Source organism: Kluyvera ascorbata, assembly GCF_023195735.1.
Classification (GTDB): domain Bacteria; phylum Pseudomonadota; class Gammaproteobacteria; order Enterobacterales; family Enterobacteriaceae; genus Kluyvera; species Kluyvera ascorbata.
The window spans coordinates 2139514-2154613 of record NZ_CP096201.1 but is presented as its reverse complement, the minus strand read 5'-3'; the positions used below and the strand labels follow the sequence as shown (position 1 = coordinate 2154613).

Here is a 15100-nt window from a genome sequence, read left to right as displayed (position 1 = left end):
TTGGGGAAAAATAATGACAATCTGGACGCTCGGAGATGCCGTGGTGGATTTGCTACCGCGCGACAATATGCAGTTTGAAGCCTGTGCGGGAGGCGCGCCCTTCAATGTGGCCATCGGCGTCGCCCGCCTCGGCCATGACAGCGGCTTTATCGGCCGCGTAGGCAATGACGCCTTCGGCCGCTTTCTGCACCAAACGCTGGTGACGGCGCAGGTGGACACCAAAAGCCTGGAGTTTGATCCCAAGCGGCACACCAGCACCGTACTGGTGTCGCTGGACTCTGACGGTGAGCGGCAATTTGATTTTCTGGTCAACCCCTCTGCCGATCAGTTTCTCAGTCCGGCGAGCCTGCCCGACTTTGGCCACGATATTCTGCACTTCTGCTCGCTGGCGCTGGTCGCCCCTGACTGCAGAGCCACGCTTACCCAGGCGATGGCGGCTATGCGCCAGGCCGGTGGCACGCTGAGCTTCGACATCAATCTGCGTCCGCAAATGTGGAGCAATGAGACGCAGATGTTTGACCAGGTGAGCGACTTCGCACGGCAGAGCGACATACTGAAGATGTCGGAGGAAGAACTGCTTTGGCTAACGCAGACCGACGATTTGAACAGCGCCTGCGAGCGTCTGACTGGTTTTCCCGCACGCCTGAAAATCATCACCCGCGGCGCCGATGGCGCTATCGCTTTCTGGCAAAACGATAGGATGACGTTAAGCGGCTATCACGTCGACAGCATCGATACCACCGGAGCAGGTGATGCCTTTATGGCCGGGCTGCTGGCAGCACTTGCCGGTGCAGGTTGGCCTGCGTCAACGGCGGCGTTGTCCTCCCTTCTCGAGCAGGCCAGCGCCTGCGGTGCTCTGGCAACTACCCAGCGTGGCGCGCTTAGCGCGTTCCCCAACAACCAGCAGCTGAGCCGCTTTATTCAGTCACAACCTTCGTTACGCAGAACGATAAACCCGTAATACCGAGCACGCGTTACGTCTCGGCGGCAAGACCTTACAATGACCTAATCTGGATTGGAAAAACATGAAAATAACGATGCCGTTCAGTAATGATAAATACCGGTATTCCTCCGGGTATCTGCTCTTTTTCTTTGCCGCCTGGTCTCTGTGGTGGTCTTTTTATGCCATTTGGCTAAAAAGCAAATTAGGCCTGTCAGGAACGGAGCTGGGAATGCTGTATGCCGTAAACCAGTTTTTCAGCATGCTGTTTATGCTGGGCTACGGTTTTCTGCAGGATAAGCTCGGTACCCGCAAGCCCCTTATCTGGATGATGGGGACCGTCATCACGCTCAGCGGTCCGTTCCTGATTTATGTTTATGAACCGCTGCTGGTCTCCAACTTCAAGCTTGGCATGGTGCTGGGCGCCATTTTCTTTGGCCTTGGCTATCTCGCCGGTTGCGGTCTGGTGGAAAGCTTCGTCGAAAAAGTGAGCCGCAAATTCAACTTTGAATTCGGCACCGCCCGCTTCTGGGGATCGCTTGGCTACGCCGCAGGGACGTTTGTGGGTGGCATCTTCTTCAGTATCAACCCGCATATTAACTTCTGGTGCGTGTCGGTCATGGGGGTGTTATTCCTGGTGATTAACGTAGTGTTCAAAACCGACGCACCGGCCCCGGCATCCGCGGATACACGTGCGCCCGAGCCAGACGCGCTGACCCGAAAGGATTTTCTCACCATCTTTAAAGATTCGCAGTTCTGGTTTTTCGTTATCTTTGTCGTCGGCACCTGGTCGTTCTATAGCATCTACGATCAGCAAATGTTCCCGGTGTTTTACGCCAGCTTATTTGACGACCCTGAATTGGCTCCGCGCGTCTACGGCTACCTCAACTCGGTACAGGTGTTTATGGAAGCCGTCGGCATGGCGATGATTCCGTTCCTGATTAACCGCATCGGACCTAAATCCGCATTGCTGCTGGGTGGCACAATCATGACCTGTCGCATTCTGGGCTCTGCGTTGTTCACCGATATCTATATTATTTCCTTGATCAAAATGCTGCACGCGCTGGAAGTGCCGCTGTTTGTCATCTCCGTGTTTAAATTCAGCGTCGCGAACTTTGATAAACGCCTCTCATCAACGATGTACCTGATTGGCTTTAATATCGCCAGCTCCATCGGCATCATCGTACTGTCGCTGCCTATCGGTAAGCTGTTTGATAAGGTGGGCTATCAGGAAATCTTCCTGGTTATGGCGAGTATCGTGGTCATCACGCTAATATTTGGTTACTTCACGCTCAGCAAGAAACATCATCCGCAGAGCGAACGGCAGGAACTGGCGGCCGAGCAGTAAAGTGGGCTCAACGGTACAACGGGCCAGAATGGCCCCGTTGTACCTCAATCGTACTTACCCGGCCGCCAGATACCCTTTAACCGCATCAATAAGCAGCCCCAGCGCCGCATGCTGATGGTCTCGCGACTGATAAAGTCCGTATATTCCCAGCGGTGCAGGCTCCAGGTGCGGCAACACTCGTACCAAACGCCCGCTTTCCAACCCCGCCCTCGCCTCTATTTCAGGCACCATCGCCAGCCCCATGTCCGCCGCCGCCATATCGCAGAGCAGTGACGATATCCCCGCGCTGAAATTACCACTCACCGCCACCGACATCCCCCCTGTTTCCCCGTCGCGGAAAGACCAGGACTGCCCGGAAAAGCGGCTGTAGTGCAGACAGTTGTGTTGCGCGAGACTCTCAATCGTCTCAGGCATGCCCGCTCGTGCAAGATACCGCGGGGAGGCGCACAGCACCGACTGACAGGTTCCGAGAAAACGGGCAATCGCGCCCGGCTCCGGTTCATTGGTAATGCGAATGGCCAGGTCGATGCGCTCGCCCACCAGGCTGACCGGATGGTTATTAATATCCACTTCAATGCGCAACGCGGGATACTGATTCAGAAAGGTTGGGATAACAGGGCCAAGCAGATGCGTCGCCGTAAAATGGGCGCAGGCAATGCGCAGCGTACCCGACGGCGTCAGCCGCGTCGCATCGCCCTCAATACCCTGAGATAACAGCGCCAGCTGGCGCGTTTTCTCCAGCGTTTTCTCCCCCGCGGGAGTAATCGTGAGCCGCCGGGTTGAGCGATGAATTAACCGCGCGCCGGCCCACTGTTCCATCTCATCAAGATAGCGGCTGACCATGGGACGAGAAATCCCCAGCGAGCGCGCGGCCGCACTCAGACTCCCAAGCTCGCAAATGCGGTTATAGGTAATTGCCGCCATGACCCTATCCATCGCCACTCCATTTGATCGTTTTATGAAACTCAGCATGTATTGTTTCAGGAATTCTAGCAGAAGCCAAAATCCGTAGAATGGATTTACCCCATTAACGGAGAACGACGTCATGGCATTTCAGGCCGGGCTTTACTGGATTATCGACCCCCTATGCGGCTGGAGCTACGGCGCGCTGCCGCTGATGAACCGTATCGCCCAACATTTTCCCCACCAGCCAATTTTGTCCGGCGGGCTTTTTATTGGCGCCAACCGCCGCACGCTGAACCCCGAGTGGGTGGCGCACGTGAATGAACACGATGCTCGCATCGCAACGTTAACCGGAATGAAATTTGGCGATCGCTATCACCAGATGCTGCTGGAAGACAGCACGTTAATGCTCGACTCCCTACCCGCGACGCGCGGGCTGCTAGCGGCGCAGCGCTTTGCCAAACCCGGCGAGGATCTCAACTATCTCAACGCCGTGCAGCGCGCCTGGTATGTCGATGGGCAAAATATTACCCAGACCGCCGTCGTCAACCAGATGCTCGAACAGGCCATCTCGCCTGGCGTGAAACTCGAGCAAATCACCGAGAGTGAAGCGTTGGAGAGCATTCAGCACGCGCGGATGCTGATGGCCATGGCTAAAGGCCAGGGATTTCCAACGGCGGTCATTATCGATACCGACGGACAGTGCACGCTGCTGCCCGTCGCACAGCACTACGGCCAGCCGGATGCCTTTCTGGCGTTAGTCAAACCTCAACTTACCCGGATACACCGCTAAGGAACCTATGAACATGAAATCACTCACGTTGGCCTTGTCACTGGCAGCGGCTCCCGTATTTGCCGCCCCGCTGCACCTGGAAGTCTACAATCCACAGGAAAAAGGCATTTTCCCGGTATCCTCCACACTGGTCTCTGGCCCGAAAGAAGCGGTGTTGGTTGATGCCCAGTTCAGCGTCAAAGATGGCGAAAAACTGGTAGAGATGATCAAAGCCAGTGGTAAGACGTTAAAAACGATCGTGATTACCTCTGGCGACCCCGACTTCTATTTTGGGCTTGAGCCGCTGGTGAAAGCATTCCCGGGCGTCAGCGTCGTCGCTTCGCCATCGGTCGTGGCACATATCAAGGCCACCAAGGATGCCAAGCTGGCCTTCTGGGGCCCGCAGATGAAGGACGGTGCGCCAACAACAATCACCGTGCCGCAGGCGACCAAGGTGACGCGTTTCACCGTTGACGGCGAGCCGCTGGAACTCAAGCATTCTGGTGACTATGCCGCCTATGTGTGGATCCCCGCAAACAAGGCCATTCTGGGCGGAACCGGTATTGCGTCCGGCATTCACGTCTGGACCGCCGATACCCAGACTCCCGCCATTCGCCAGGGTTGGATGACGGTATTAAGCGAAATGCAGTCGCTGAAACCTCAGCAGGTTATTCCGGGTCACTATCTCGGTGAGCGCCCGGCAAAAGACGCGGCCATCACCTTTACTCACCGCTATCTGCAAACGTTCGAGCAGGCGCTGGCAAACCACAAAGGATCTGCCGACGTTATCAAGACGATGAAAGCGGCCTACCCGAACCTGGCGGATGAAAGCTCGCTCGAACTCAGCGCCAAGGTGAATACCGGTGAAATGAAATGGTAACACTGGTTTAATCGCCTCGCGCCCTGAACGTGGGCTTCACAAAGGTAAGACCGGCTGGAATGCTCGTCAATGCAAATGGTTCTCATTAACTTGCAAATATGATAAGTTGTATTTTAAATGAATCTTATTGGCAGGAGCAAACCATGAGCGCAAGTGAAAAAGCCGGTCACACCTTTTTAGCAAGTCTGGGGAAAACCCGGCTGCGTCCCGGTGGCGTTGATGCCACTGAATGGCTCTTTAATCAGTCCGCGCTGTCACCGGACAGCACCGTTCTGGAAGTCGCCTGCAATATGGGCACCACTTCTATCGAGCTGGCCCAGCGTTTTGGCTGCACTATCTATGCCGTCGATATGGATAAAAACGCGCTCGCTAAAGCACGTGAAAATATCGCCGCCGCTGGCCTTGGAGAGAACATTACGGTCATGGAAGCCAACGCAACAAAGCTTCCTTTTGCGGATGAAACTTTCGACGTGGTGATCAACGAAGCCATGCTAACCATGTATGTGGACAAGGCTAAAACCCGGCTTATCGACGAGTACTATCGCGTGCTTAAACCGGGCGGCCGCCTGCTGACGCATGACATTATGTTTACCCAGGAGCGGCTGGAAACCCGGGGACAAGCGCAGCTGGAAGAGATAGTGAAATCCAACGTCAGCCCGATGACCCAGGCGGCGTGGAAAACGCTCTTTCTCGATAGCGGTTTCCGCTCGGTCGACACTCACCACGGCGCGATGTCTCTGATGTCCCCCGCCGGAATGATTCGCGACGAGGGGCTGGCGCGCGCCGCAAAAATTCTGTTTAACGCTTTGCGCACCCGCGAGAATCGGACGCGCTTTTTGGGCATGTTTCGCTTCTTTCGCCGCAACCGCCACCAGCTAAACTATATAGCCTGCTGTTCGCGCAAATAATGCAGAGTCGCCGGCCATCATCCGGCGGTGTCTAACGGCACTTGCGCCGCCGGTTGGCGACTTCCGTTTAAAACTACCTATCCGCTCCCCATGAATTCCAAGCCGGCGAGGTACGTAACCCTATCCGCCGAAAACAATGGAGTTGCAGATACCAGGCGAGTACAATCAATGACACGCTAATTTGTCGTACAATTCAACCAAATGAAAGTTAACACATTACTGGTATCACTGGTCATCTCCTTCAGCGTCTCGCCCGCATTTGCTCTCACCTACCCACTGCCCAACGGGGGCGGCAGTCTGGTCGGCAGCAACCAATACGAACAGATCCCACAGGGGCAAAAATCGCCGCTGGAGACCTACGCGGCAAAGCATCATATCGGTATGAGTAACCTGCTGGATGCGAACCCCGGCGTGGATGTGTATTTACCTGCACCGGGTACCGTCCTGACTTTCCCGTCACGGACACTTTTACCTGACACCGTCCATCAGGGAATCGTCATAAATACCGCTGAAATGCGCCTTTACTACTACCCCGCGGGCAGTGGTACGGTTGAAATCTACCCGGTCGGCATCGGTCAGATTGGCCACGATACCCCAGAACACTGGGTCACTTCAGTGAAACAGAAAAAGGTCGGGCCGACCTGGACACCAACCCCGAACGAGCGTGCTGAATTTGCCGCCGAAGGGAATATCCTGCCAGCGGTCGTCCCCGCGGGGCCGGATAACCCAATGGGACTGTATGCCATGTATATTGGCAATCAGTTTGCCATTCATGGCACCAATGCGAATTTTGGTATTGGGCTGCGCGTCAGCCACGGCTGCGTGCGTTTACGGGCCGACGATCTGAAAAAACTTTTTAGCGAAGTTCCCGTTGGCACCCGCGTTGAGTTTGTTAATCAGCCTGTAAAAGCCAGCGTTGAACCTGACGGCGCGCGCTACATCGAAGTCCACAGCCCGTTATCTGAATCGGGTGCCAGCACCGCAAAAGCAACGGTGATACCCGCATCCCTCAACGCCACGTTAGCGGCGGCGGATATCCAGCAGCCCGTTCTCAAACAGGCGCTGACGATGCGTTCAGGCATGCCGGTCAGGTTGAATTAATATCGAATACCGCATCATGCTAAATCCACGTCGCGGCGTGGATTTTTTTTGCGCTGCCGCTTTACCCCCGCTGAACCTGCCGATACTCTGTTGCGACCTCTTGCTCTTACCCATTCTTCAGACCAGAAGTTGCCGCGACAATGACGACGCATAATAAAAAAATTCGAGCCTGGCATTTCCCCGTTTTTCGCCATCTTTTTACGGCGCGTTTACTGACCGTTCTTGGCAACGGCATTGCCCCAATTGCTCTGGCTTTTGCGGTGCTTGATATCGGCGGTTCGGTCTCCGATTTAGGCATTGTCGTCGCGTCACGTTCGATTTTTAACGTCGCGTTTCTGCTGCTCGGCGGCGTGCTGGCCGACCGTTATTCACGCAGCCGCGTGCTGGTCTACTCCTCCGTTGTGGCCGCCATTTCCCAGGGGATTGTCGCATGGTCGGTGCTGGATGGCTCCGCCACCGTCATCAGCCTTGCGCTCCTCGGTGCGCTGAACGGCGCGGCGGCGGGCATTGCTCTACCGGCGTCGTCTGCGCTGGTTCCTCAAACGGTGCCCGCCCAAAACCTGCGTGAAGCCAACGCCCTGATTCAGCTTGGCGTCTATAGCGGTACGGTTATTGGCGCCTCATTGGGCGGCGTGCTGGCAAGCTCGGTGGGGCCCGGCTGGGGACTGGCGATTGATGCGCTTGGCTTCGCCGCCGCCGCCCCGCTCTATTCCCTGATTCGGGTCAGCGCCATCAAAGCAAGCGAGTCGCAAAGCAATATCTTGCAGGATTTAAAAGAAGGCTGGACAGAGTTCGCCAGCCGTTCCTGGGTATGGTCTATCGTCGTGCAGTTCACCATCGTCAATGCGGCGTTCAGCGGCGTGGTGATGGTGCTCGGTCCCGCCATTGCGGACGCCTCTTTTGGTCGCGCGCGCTGGGGCATGATCGTCGCGGCGCAAAGCATTGGGCTTATCGCCGGTACCTTCCTCGCGCTGCGCTGGCGTCCGCGCCGGGATCTCTTCATTGGCGTGATGTTGGTTGTCCTCTGCGCGGTGCCGATTTTTATGCTGAGCCAGGCTGTCAGCGCATCGTGGTTGATTGTCGCTTTCTTTGTTACCGGCGTGGCTTTTGGCCTCTTCGGTGTTTCCTGGGCGCACTCATTGCAGACGCATATTCCGCCAGAAAAGCTGGCGCGCGTATATGCCTACGATGCAGTAGGTTCCTTTGTGGCTATCCCATTCGGCGAGCTGGTTGCTGGCCCGTTGGCCATGCGTTTTGGCAGCAGTCATGTGCTGATGGTATCTGCGGTCGCGGTGGTTATGGCAACGGTATGCGCGAGCCTGGTGCCCGCTATCCGACGGCTAGATAATGCCGCGCAGGCGAAACCGCACAAAGCAGTCAATAGCTGAATTCCTCGGGTACAAAAACGGCGCAGCGTGGTTTTCATTGTCTATGATTCAATGATAGCGTGCCGTAACACCTCGATAACCCGTTACGGTGAATGATGATGTCACCCCACAAAGATTGCCGGATGCTCACTCAATACTTCGCCTTCCTGCGCATTGCGCCGTTGCTCCTTCTCATCGCTTCGCTGTCTGGCTGCATGTTGACTCGTGTATCAGACAGTACGCATGCCAAAGAGGTTGACGCGCTGCATGTCGTTGGCCTGAATATGAACGCCGCAAAGGCAAGAGTGGCTGAAAACGGCTTCATCTGTAGCCCCGCCCCCGCGTTGAATCACGTCCAGACCGAGGATGGCGTTCAGCATCGCTGGTTACAGCTGGAATGCAGTAAACAGAGCATGGAGGTTATCTGCCCGCAAATTCGCTCAGTGGTGCTGAACGTCGACCCAAAAACCAATAACGTGGTCGCAGTAGGTAAACCTATCATCCAACAGGGCTGCTTTTAATCAAAGATTACGGGGGTTAACACCGCCCCTTGTCAAATTACCCGCTGATTTTTATGTTTATGTCTAAATATTTCTTCCATCCGGACGATATACCGTAAAAGCAAAATCAAAAATGCGGGCGCAAGATGGCAGGGATCAACACCAACATCAATACTCTGGTCGTACAAAACAACGCATTAAAAAACAGCTCTGTTTTACAGCAGTCGATTGAACGCCTTTCCTCAGGATCACGCATAAACAGCGCTAAGGATGATGCTGCTGGGCAAGCGATCGCCAACCGAATGGGGAGCCAGATAGCGGGATTGCTGCAGGCACGCAGAAACGCGAGCGACGGACGCTCCATGGCAGAAACCGCTGAAGGTGCACTGAGTGAAGTAAACCAGCGCTTGCAGCGCATCCGTGAACTTTCCGTCCAGGCAATGAGTGAAACCTACTCTTTAGAGGATGCAGACAGCATCCAGGCCGAGATTAACCTCAACCTCAAAGAGATAGCCCGACTCAACGGCCAGACCAGCTTTAATGGCAAAAATGTCCTTGATGGTAGCGCGGGAACCGTCTCCCTGCAGGTCGGCGTCAACGACAACGAAACCATGGGCCTTTTCCTTGGTAAGCCGGGCTTTAGCGTTAATGAACTGGGTCTGACCGATCTGGTTATTCGCGGGATAAGCGGTAAAGTGACGCCAACCGACCAGCTGTTGGGCAGCGCCAGCAACATTTCACTGAGCGATCCATCCACCAGCGTGACATTTACCCTAAGCAGCACCTACAGTTCCGCGCAGCTGGTACGCAGCAACAATAACGGACAACTTTATATTCAGGCGACGGACGCGCAAGGTAAAAATACCTATCTTCCAGCGACCTATGGTGCGACCTACACCACCGCCACTGATTCTGCCGACGTTAACGTGATACCGACCTCCGCCACAGCGCTGTATAGCGGTGTCGATACGCTGTCTTCCCGCGCCGTCGTGGGACTGTCCTTTATGGATGATACCAACACGCCTATCACAGCAGATGCACTGGTGAATAGCGATGGGAAGTACTACATCCAGCAAGGCACTGACTATTTTGCCGCAGAGCTCAGTTGGGGGCCGACTGGTGCGATGCAGGCAAAGATAACCGACGCCACGGCGCTGACCACGCTCAACGCTCCCGTCCAGGTCACCAGCACGCCTGACGTCGATTTAACCAGCATAACGCCAACCTTCCTTGATAACAGCGGTGCGGATATCTCCAGCGCCTCTCGGCTGGTCAAGAGCGGAAATCAATACTACATGGAAGTGGATAATGGCGGTGGCGATTATCGCTATTACGCGGCGTCGGTCTCGATGCAAAGCGATGGCGGGGTACCAAGCGTCACCGTGAAGGCGAATAGCGCAGTTTCGCAGAATGCCTTTACTCCCGTCACCACCGTAAGTGGCTCGTCGAATATCACCCTCGACCCGAGCAAAATGCAGCTCAGCTATACCGATAACGCAGGCAGGACCTTTGCGAATGTGCTGAGCACGGATGCCGATGGCAATTACATCATGAACCTCGGCGTTGATGGAAAAACCGCGACGATGGTGAAACAAACCGACGGGACACTGCTGATTAAAACTCTCAACGGCAGCGGTGAAGTCCAGATTTATTATCCAAATAGCTACACCGCCTCTACCGATGCGGCTACAGGCTGGACGACCATCAACCTGAAAGAAACAGCAGACGGTATTCGGCTTCGCCAGCCTGACGACCCGCTGGCGGCGATTGATGCTGCCATTGCTCGGGTTGATCAGCGCCGAAGTCAATTGGGGGCCACAATGAACCGTCTTGAGTCCATTCAGAACGTACAAACCAACACCTCTTCAGCACTCAGCGCTTCACGTTCACGGATTGAAGATGCTGACTACGCAGCCGAGGTTTCTCAAATGTCTCGCGCACAAATTGTACAGCAGGCGGGCAACTCTGTGCTGGCAAAATCAAACCATCAACCCGAAGCGGTACTGTCGCTGCTTCAGGGATAACGGGTCACCGCCCTCTTATGTCCTGTTGACTTATTCTGTAAAAAGACTACTTTTCAGGACATGAAGAAAATCCTGATTATCGTCCCCGATGGCGGCATGCTGTTCGAATCCGCTGGTATTGCTGACATCCTGATGCAGGCAAACCGTCTGCATCCAGAAAACGCCACCGCTACCTGCTACCAGGTCCAGCTGGCAACCACTCAACCGCATCAGGTGATCCACGGCCAGTCGGGTTTAAATCTGCTGGCCGATCATCGCCTCCACGAGATAGACCCGCGGGAACCTCTTGATACCATCATCATTACCGGCAGGGGGCAGAATCCGCAGGAAGGGATTGCCGTCGTCGACTGGCTACGTCTTGCCGCCCCCCATACTCGCCGTATCGCCTCTATCTGCGGCGGCGCGATGCTGCTCGCACAAAGCGGACTGCTGGACGGCAGGCGCGCCACAACCCACTGGAAGCTGCTGGAAACCCTGCAGGCAGAATATCCTCAGGTACGCGTGGAAGGTGGGCCGCTGTATGTGCAGGACGACAATATCTGGACTTCCGGAGGCGTCAGCTCCGGTTTTGACCTGACGCTGGCGCTGGTTGAAGAGGACTACGGCTTCAGCCTGGCGCGCGATATCGCCCAGGATTTTGTGATGTACCTGCATCGCCCCGGCAGTCAGCTGCAGTTTAGCCGCTACCACCTCCAACAAACCAGCACGCTTGGCCCCATTAACGACCTGCTGGCCTGGCTCCTTGATAATCTCACCGACGACCTTGGCGTGGAGAAACTGGCGGAAAAAGTGGCCATGAGCCCACGCAATTTCACCCGCGTCTTCACCCGGGAAACGGGTGCATCTCCGGCCCGCTATGTTGCTGAAGCCCGTCTGGCCGCCGCTCGACAAAGACTAGAGCAGACCAACGACACGCTGGAGAGAATTGCCCAGCAAACCGGCTTTGGCAGCAGCATTAATCTGCGTCGTATGTTTGAAAAACAGCTTCACCTGACACCGGGAGAATATCGCCAGCGGTTCCACTGCCGCAAAATGGCGTAAAGTGATCCTTTTTTGTCATTTACGCCAAATAGCCACCGGCCTACAGTAATGCCAGAGACAACAGATAAGGAGTTGATCATGGTAAAGGTCGGTATTAACGGTTTTGGCCGAATCGGACGTAACGTACTGCGCGCGGCGCTGGGCAACCCGGATATGCAGATTGTGGCGATTAACGATCTGACGGATAGCAAAACGCTGGCGCACCTGCTGAAACACGACTCACTGCTCGGCACCCTCGCCGCAGAGGTCTCCGCCGGTGAAGGACGGCTGGTGGTCGACGGCAAGCCCATCAGAGTGTTTAGCGAACGCGACCCGGCCAACATCCCGTGGCGCCAGGAGCAGGTCGACATCGTCATTGAAGCCACCGGCTTCTTTACCGAACGCGACAAGGCGGCGGTGCATATCCACAGCGGTGGCGCAAAACGCGTGATTATCTCTGCCCCCGGTAAAAACGAGGATTTGACCATCGTGATGGGCGTGAATGACGGACTCTATTCCCCGGACAAACACGTTGTCGTCAGCAACGGTAGCTGCACCACCAACGGGCTGGCGCCTGCCGCGCAGGTTTTGCATCAGCACTTTGGTATCAAACATGGTCTGATGAACACTACCCACGCCTATACCAACAGCCAGGCACTGCACGATCAGCCAGAAAAAGACCTGCGAGGCGCGCGCGCTGCTGCGCTGTCAATCGTGCCTTACTCCAGCGGTGCGGCGAAAGCGTTGGGTAAAGTCATTCCCGAACTGGACGGACGCTTAACCGGGTATTCGCTGCGCGTACCGGTACCGGTGGTTTCCATCGTCGACCTGACCGTAACCCTTGAGCGTGATGTCACCGTTGAAGAGGTGAACAATGCGTTTCGTGAGGCCGCCGCGGCAGGTCCGCTGAAAGGGATCCTCGGCTATAGCGATGAGCCGCTGGTTTCAAGCGATTACCAGGGCGACCCGCGCTCTTCCATTATTGACGGTCTGTCAACGCTGGTGATTGGCGGCAATATGGTTAAAATCCTGGCCTGGTATGACAACGAATGGGGATTCTCCAACCGTCTCGTCGACCTCGCGGTGATGATGGCGAAACGCGAAAGCTAATCCGACGTTCTGGCATCGCCTCTAAAATCCACGCCCCCGCGTGGATTTTTTTATCCTCCGACATCAAACCTGTAATATGCTGTTTGTTCTGATACATACGATTTTCTTATAAAAGATGGTGCACTCGTGCCCATCGTCAGACCGACACACAAACCACAGGACAGATGGATGTTAACTCACACCGCCGCCTCACCACGCAATGAGGCCAGGGCACAGTTTCGCGCCGGGGTAATCGCCTGCTTCCCCACCATTCCAGGCTACTGGAGCATTGGTTTCGCCGCCGGTGCCATCGGTACCCTTTCCGGTTTTACTAACCTGCAAACGGCGCTATTGGCAAGCCTGCTCTACGCCGGATCGGCGCAGTTTCTTTTTTATTCGCTTTGGGCGGCTGGCGCGGAAGTCGCCTCAGTGGTGCTCAGCGTGCTGCTGGTCAACCTGCGCTATCTGCTGATGAGTTCGGCAATGAGCGTCTATTTTCGTGAGCAGACAACGTTACAGAAAATCGTCAGCGGTCTGCTGCTGACCGATGAAACGTTTGGCGTCGCGATACAGCGTGCGGGCGCGCAGAATAAGGTGTCCTTTGCGTGGATGTTTGGCCTGAACGTTGCGGCATGGCTGAACTGGATCCTGGCCTGCGTGATTGGCGCGGGACTGGCATCAGCGCTGCCGGAAGCCTTGATGGAAGGATTGAGCTTTAGCCTGGTATCGATGTTTATCGGCCTGGTGCTGATGCTGTGGTTTGCCAGCCGTCGTAAGCTGCTGGAGTCTTTCAGCATCGCGGTGGCCGTGATCATTACGCTGCTCATGTCCGGGCATACCGATACCAGCCTGGTGGTGATTGTCGCCGCGTCTGTTGCCGCGACGCTGGCAACGCTAGGAATGCAATTTGCTAAGCAAAAGGAGCATCAGGATGGAGCGTAATATTCTGTTGGCGATTGTGTTCTCGGCGGGGGTAACCGCGCTAATGCGCGTGGTGCCGGTACTGCTGCTGTCGCGTTTTCGTATGCCGCCTGCGTTGCAGCAGTGGCTGAGCTTTATTCCTGCGGCGATTATGTCGGCCATTATCGCCGCTGAGCTGGTGGGAAAACCGGCGTTAACCGGCAGTGGAATCAGCATTTCACTGCTGGCGGCCGCGGTAGCCACGCTGATTGGCGCGCTGAGCCGCAGCCTGTTTGCGACGGTGATTGCGGGAATGGCGGCGTTTATGGGGTTAAGCTATTTGTTGGCATAGGTGCGTAACCAGGCGAGCGGTAATATGCGAGGATAAGTCCCCGGAATCGGCGCGATGCGCGCGTCCAGGCTACTCGCGTTTTTCCACGGTTATCATGGTGACGAAAGGATGGTACTGCCAGGGGACACTGCTCCCCTGCTGGTACATCTTTGAGATGGTGCCGTCGAGATAGAGCATTTGCCGCACGTTCAGGCGCGATTTCGCATAGCAGGCGAAATCATAGAAATTGGTTTCCCGCTCGCTCAGCATAAACACGACCTTGCCCTGCGCGGTGATCCCTACACCGTTGCGCAGTTTGCGTGAACTTGCCGACGGTTTCAGCCGCCAGTTAATCACGCCGTTTTCAATCAGCATCGGGCCGGACTGCACCGCGTAGTCCATGCCTTTCGTCGATTTCAGTTTGTCGAGGCTGACTATCCCCGCACGGTCGCCCTTAACGTAGAAAACACCGCCGGGTTTGATAAAGAAGTTTCCGCCGCCGGACGCCCGGTTCACCGCCACCTTCTGCTGGCCGTTTTCAATATACAGCCCAAGGGGGGCGTAGGCTTTATCGTAGATGCCGCCGTTCATCGCCATCCGCACGCGACCGTCGCCGTTAATGTCGGACAGCAGCGCGCGCAGCGAACCATAGTCTTTACCGTTGGCTTTTAGCCAGTACATGGCAATACGTTCGTACTGGGGATCGGCGGTATAGCTTTGTAGCGTGAGATTGGGGTCCGTCAGGCGACACGAACTGCCCGCAGCTGCCACGAAAGGCACGGCCATCAGCGCCAGCAGCAGCGGTATTGTACGAATGGACATGACGTTATTCGTCTTCGTCTTCATCCTCAAAACGCGCGACAATACGCTCGCCAGTATGGGTAGCACGCAGCTCCTCGGCCACCAGCGCAATCGCCTGACCGCTAGCCATGCCCTGCGACATCAGTTCCTGAATGCGCTCAACGGCTTTTTGCTGCTGCTCATGGCTCAGTGAAGGTAATCCTGCAAACATCATTT

At 55.7% G+C, this 15100-nt stretch carries 16 protein-coding genes; 13 read left to right on the top strand and 3 right to left on the bottom strand.

Annotation, left to right across the window (positions count from 1 at the left end; translation table 11 throughout):
* Positions 1–13 precede the first annotated feature (13 nt).
* Together MY052_RS10205 and MY052_RS10200 are read left to right on the top strand one after the other, a co-directional pair.
* Positions 14–961, top strand: a complete 948-nt coding sequence (locus MY052_RS10205; protein ID WP_248538743.1) for an aminoimidazole riboside kinase — start codon at positions 14–16, stop codon at positions 959–961.
* 64 nt (positions 962–1025) lie between these two features.
* Positions 1026–2288, top strand: coding sequence for an MFS transporter (locus MY052_RS10200; protein ID WP_248538742.1), 1263 nt, complete (start codon positions 1026–1028; stop codon positions 2286–2288).
* Positions 2289–2342: 54 nt separating this feature from the next.
* Here MY052_RS10200 and MY052_RS10195 read toward each other — a convergent pair whose 3' ends face one another.
* Positions 2343–3224 carry a LysR family transcriptional regulator gene (locus tag MY052_RS10195; protein WP_248538741.1) on the bottom strand — a complete coding sequence of 294 codons (882 nt, stop codon included), beginning with the start codon at positions 3222–3224 and terminating at the stop codon, positions 2343–2345.
* 109 nt (positions 3225–3333) lie between these two features.
* Here MY052_RS10195 and MY052_RS10190 point away from each other — a divergent pair, with 109 nt between their 5' ends.
* From MY052_RS10190 to MY052_RS10140, 11 genes are all read left to right on the top strand, one after another.
* On the top strand, positions 3334–3984 hold the full coding sequence (locus MY052_RS10190; protein WP_035891604.1) for a DsbA family protein: 651 nt from the start codon (positions 3334–3336) through the stop codon (positions 3982–3984).
* A gap of 7 nt (positions 3985–3991) precedes the next feature.
* A complete protein-coding gene (locus MY052_RS10185) occupies positions 3992–4843 on the top strand; it encodes a Vmh family MBL fold metallo-hydrolase (protein ID WP_035891606.1) in 852 nt (283 codons plus the stop codon).
* Between the two features lie 143 nt (positions 4844–4986).
* The gene (locus MY052_RS10180) at positions 4987–5751 is read left to right on the top strand and encodes a class I SAM-dependent methyltransferase (RefSeq protein ID WP_202217782.1); all 765 of its coding nucleotides are present in this window, start codon (positions 4987–4989) and stop codon (positions 5749–5751) included.
* A gap of 201 nt (positions 5752–5952) precedes the next feature.
* On the top strand, positions 5953–6852 hold the full coding sequence (locus tag MY052_RS10175; protein ID WP_248538740.1) for a L,D-transpeptidase family protein: 900 nt from the start codon (positions 5953–5955) through the stop codon (positions 6850–6852).
* Between the two features lie 140 nt (positions 6853–6992).
* Positions 6993–8240, top strand: coding sequence for an MFS transporter (locus tag MY052_RS10170; protein WP_248538739.1), 1248 nt, complete (start codon positions 6993–6995; stop codon positions 8238–8240).
* Between the two features lie 122 nt (positions 8241–8362).
* Positions 8363–8740, top strand: a complete 378-nt coding sequence (locus tag MY052_RS10165; RefSeq protein WP_248538738.1) for a hypothetical protein — start codon at positions 8363–8365, stop codon at positions 8738–8740.
* Positions 8741–8865: 125 nt separating this feature from the next.
* On the top strand, positions 8866–10743 hold the full coding sequence (locus MY052_RS10160) for a flagellin N-terminal helical domain-containing protein (protein ID WP_248538737.1): 1878 nt from the start codon (positions 8866–8868) through the stop codon (positions 10741–10743).
* Positions 10744–10803: 60 nt separating this feature from the next.
* Positions 10804–11784: a GlxA family transcriptional regulator gene (locus MY052_RS10155; RefSeq protein WP_123652015.1), complete on the top strand. Its 981-nt coding sequence runs from the start codon at positions 10804–10806 to the stop codon at positions 11782–11784.
* Positions 11785–11862: 78 nt separating this feature from the next.
* Positions 11863–12873, top strand: a complete 1011-nt coding sequence (gene gap, locus MY052_RS10150; protein ID WP_248538736.1) for a type I glyceraldehyde-3-phosphate dehydrogenase — start codon at positions 11863–11865, stop codon at positions 12871–12873.
* 168 nt (positions 12874–13041) lie between these two features.
* Positions 13042–13794 carry an AzlC family ABC transporter permease gene (locus tag MY052_RS10145; protein ID WP_248538735.1) on the top strand — a complete coding sequence of 251 codons (753 nt, stop codon included), beginning with the start codon at positions 13042–13044 and terminating at the stop codon, positions 13792–13794.
* Complete coding sequence (locus tag MY052_RS10140) at positions 13784–14104, top strand: AzlD domain-containing protein (RefSeq protein ID WP_035891621.1); 321 nt, start codon at positions 13784–13786, stop codon at positions 14102–14104. Before MY052_RS10145 ends, MY052_RS10140 begins: the two co-directional genes overlap by 11 nt.
* A gap of 69 nt (positions 14105–14173) precedes the next feature.
* On the opposite strand, the gene MY052_RS10135 is transcribed toward MY052_RS10140, so the two are convergent.
* Together MY052_RS10135 and MY052_RS10130 are read right to left on the bottom strand one after the other, a co-directional pair.
* Positions 14174–14869, bottom strand: a complete 696-nt coding sequence (locus MY052_RS10135) for a phosphodiester glycosidase family protein (RefSeq protein WP_411815157.1) — start codon at positions 14867–14869, stop codon at positions 14174–14176.
* A 40-nt stretch (positions 14870–14909) separates the two neighbouring features.
* On the bottom strand, positions 14910–15095 hold the full coding sequence (locus MY052_RS10130) for a YoaH family protein (protein WP_035891624.1): 186 nt from the start codon (positions 15093–15095) through the stop codon (positions 14910–14912).
* Positions 15096–15100 lie beyond the last annotated feature (5 nt).